This is a genomic window from Devosia insulae DS-56 (assembly GCF_000970465.2).
Lineage (GTDB): Bacteria > Pseudomonadota > Alphaproteobacteria > Rhizobiales > Devosiaceae > Devosia_A > Devosia_A insulae.
In genome coordinates, this window is record NZ_LAJE02000048.1 from 1 (window position 1) to 3035 (window position 3035).

At 68.3% G+C, this 3035-nt stretch carries 3 protein-coding genes; 2 read left to right on the top strand and 1 reads right to left on the bottom strand.

What is annotated here, in order from left to right:
• Nucleotides 1–70 precede the first annotated feature (70 nt).
• Nucleotides 71–997 (bottom strand): IclR family transcriptional regulator, encoded by a 927-nt coding sequence (locus VW23_RS02360; protein WP_084645443.1) that lies wholly within the window; start codon nt 995–997, stop codon nt 71–73.
• A gap of 175 nt (nt 998–1172) precedes the next feature.
• Here VW23_RS02360 and VW23_RS02365 point away from each other — a divergent pair, with 175 nt between their 5' ends.
• A complete protein-coding gene (locus tag VW23_RS02365) occupies nt 1173–2195 on the top strand; it encodes a succinylglutamate desuccinylase/aspartoacylase family protein (protein WP_069907990.1) in 1023 nt (340 codons plus the stop codon).
• Nucleotides 2192–3035: threonine ammonia-lyase (locus tag VW23_RS02370; RefSeq protein WP_069907991.1), on the top strand; the 844-nt coding region annotated here is incomplete at its 3' end. The genes VW23_RS02365 and VW23_RS02370, both read left to right, overlap by 4 nt.

Below are 3035 nucleotides of genomic sequence, written 5' to 3' on the forward strand. Positions count from 1 at the left end.
CTCCACCGCCTTCGGCGGTCCCCCTCCCCCGCCACGCGGGGGAGGATCACGGAGAGGCCCGTGCCCCGTCTTACGTCGGCCGGGCCGGCGGGCGCTTTTCGCGGATCGGAGCCAGCGGGAAGTTCGGTTCGATCAGGGTGCCGTCGAACAGCTGGGTGATGGCCTTGGCGGCCGCGAACTGGGCGCGGCTTGCCGTTTCCAGCGACACTCGCTCCTTGCTCGAGGGCAGATACGGCATGGTCAGCACGGCCAGCGCATAGCCATTGGCGTCGAGGATCGGGAAGCTCACATCGGTGATGCCCTGCAGGCCTTCGCCGGCGATGATCTCGTAGCCGGTGCGGTGCAGCGTTTCGACCCGGCGTTTCAGCGCCACCATGTCGGTTTCGGGCGCGGTGCGCTCGATCTCGGCCATCACCCAGTCGCGGATCGCCGGCGGCTGGAAGGCCAGCAGCAGGCGGCCCGAGGCGGTGGAGGCCGCGGGGTTCTGGGTGCCGACGCGCAGGCGGAAGCCGAGCGGGGCGGGGCTATCGACCTGCGCCACGACGCGGATGGCGAGCCGGTCGAGAATGGCAATGTGCAGCGCCTGGTAGGCGGCGATCGAGGTCGAGTACATGATCGGCAGCGCCGCATCGAGCAGCCGGCGCATCGGCGGATACTGGTTGGCCAAGACGTGCAGGTGGTTGGAGAGGAAGAACCCATCCTCGCCCGGCCGCCGCTGGATATAGCCGCGCCGCTCGAGCGCCATCACCACGCGGTAGACCTCCTGCAGGGAGCGGCCGAGCAGCTGCGCGATCTCGCTCTGGGTGATGCCCTTCGACTGCGTCGCCAGGAGCTCGATCACGTCGAGCCCCTTTTCCAGCGCCGGCACGCCATAGGCGAGCTTGTCGCTGGCGTCGGCGGTCTTGTCGGCGGCCTTGGTCGCCGGCTTCGCGCGCGCTGCCTTCACGGGCTTTTCGGGCGTCGTTGCTGCCGCAGCAGGGCGTCCGGTTCTGGCCATTCATTCAGTCTCCCTCGGCATTCTGGTGGCAGAGCCGATGCTGCAGCGCAAGAGCCGGGACGGCTCAGCGCACGGCGCATCGACTATCACAAGAGAACGTAGACTATCACCTGTAAAATTTGCTCAGGCTTCAGCGGCTGTGGGCAATCCCTGAGATCACGACCAAGAGCAGAACATGGACCGCAACATTTCACAGAAGCTGGCCACCGCCACGGTGGACTTCGACAAGCCGGGCAAGCAGGTCGGGTTTTTCCACATCCCGCTGTCGGTGCATGACGATGCCTGGGGCGTGGTGCCGGTGCCGGTGGCGGTGATCAAGAACGGGGTGGGCCCGACGGTGATCCTCGAGGGCGGCAACCATGGCGACGAGTATGAAGGTCCGATCACGCTGGGCGAGCTGATCCGCGAGCTCGATCCGGCCGATGTCCAGGGGCGGCTGATCTTCATTCCGGCGATCAACCTGCCAGCGGTGAACGCGGCGCGGCGCACCTCGCCGATCGACGAAATCAACATGAACCGCAGCTTCCCGGGCGACCCCTTGGGCACCACGACGCGGCAGATCGCGGCCTATGTGAACGACGTGATCTTCCCGATGGGCGATGCGTTCCTCGACCTCCATTCGGGCGGCTCGTCGCTCGATATCATCCCGAGCGCGGTGATCGAGCCGGGCGCGACGCCCGAGCAGCATGCGGCCAATGTCGCGGCAGCCAAGGCGTTCGGCACCGAGATCGCCGTGGTGATCGACAATCGCGGCGACCCGCGCACCGCCACCGCCTCGGCGGCGCTGCAGGGGATGACGGTGATCGGCACCGAGATGGCCGGCGGCGGCACGGTGTCGATCGATGCGCTGGCGCTCTGCCGGCGCGGCGTGCGGAACGTCCTGGCGCATCTGGGGGTGCTGCCGGCGCGGATGGCGAGCCCGGTGGCGGCGGAACCCAGACTATACGACCTGGGCCCCAAGGCGCATGTGATCGCCGAGGATGACGGGGTGTATGAGCCGCTGCACAAGCTCGGCACGGCGGTGGAGGCGGGGCAGCTGGCCGGCCGCATCCATTTCCTCGCCAACCCCGGCCGGATGCCGGTCGAACTGCACTACCGGGCCAGCGGCATCCTCTATGGCCGCCGGCAGCCGGGCCGGGTGCGGCCGGGCAATTGCTGCTTCGTCGTCGCGTCCCCCTACACGGCGCCTCAGGCATGATTACCCTCGCCGATATCAACGCCGCCGCTACCCGCATTGCGCCGCATGTGCGGCGCACCCCGACCATCGAGGCGCGGGCCTTGTCGGCGCCAATCACGCCGGCAAAGCTGTCGCTGAAACTCGAGAACCTTCAGGCCACCGGCTCGTTCAAGGCGCGTGGCGCCACCAACAAGCTGCTGTCGCTGCCGCCGGAAGCGCTCGAGCGCGGCATCGTCACCGCCTCGGGCGGCAATCACGGGTTGGCCGTGGCGCGGGCGGCGAAGCTCGCCGGGGTGACGGCGACGATCTATGTGCCCGAGAACATCACCGCGGCGAAGGTCGAAAAGCTGAAGCGCTGGGGCGCCACGGTCGAGATCGTCGGCAAGGTGTGGAACGAGACCAACCTCCATGCGCTCGCCTTCGCCGAAAGCAATGGCGCCGCGTATTTCCACCCCTTCGCCGATGCGGCGGTGATGGCCGGGCAGGGGACGGCGGCGCTGGAGCTGCTGGCCGATGTGCCCGATCTCGACGTGGTGCTGGTCGCCATCGGCGGCGGCGGGCTGGTCTCGGGCATGGGCGTTGCGCTCAAGGCGCTGAAGCCAGCGGTGAAGATCATCGGCATCGAGCCCACGGGTTCGCCGACGCTCAAGGCCTCGCTCGATGCGGGGCACGTGGTTCGATTGCCGGAGGTGACGAGCCGCATCGCGACGATGAGCTGCGCCGAGACCGACCCCCAGGTGTTCGACGTGGTGCGATCGGTGGTCGACGACGTGGTGCTGCTCAGCGACGAAGACATGCTGGACGCCAGCCGCTGGCTCTGGTTCGAACTCGGCATTGCGGCGGATCTGAGCGGCGCGGCGG

Bases quoted from the DNA above. Each gene is read 5' to 3' on its own strand.
- VW23_RS02365 (WP_069907990.1), top strand. From the start codon at position 1,173: ATGGACCGCAACATTTCACAGAAGCTGGCCACCGCCACGGTGGACTTC.
- VW23_RS02360 (WP_084645443.1), bottom strand. From the start codon at position 997: ATGGCCAGAACCGGACGCCCTGCTGCGGCAGCAACGACGCCCGAAAAG.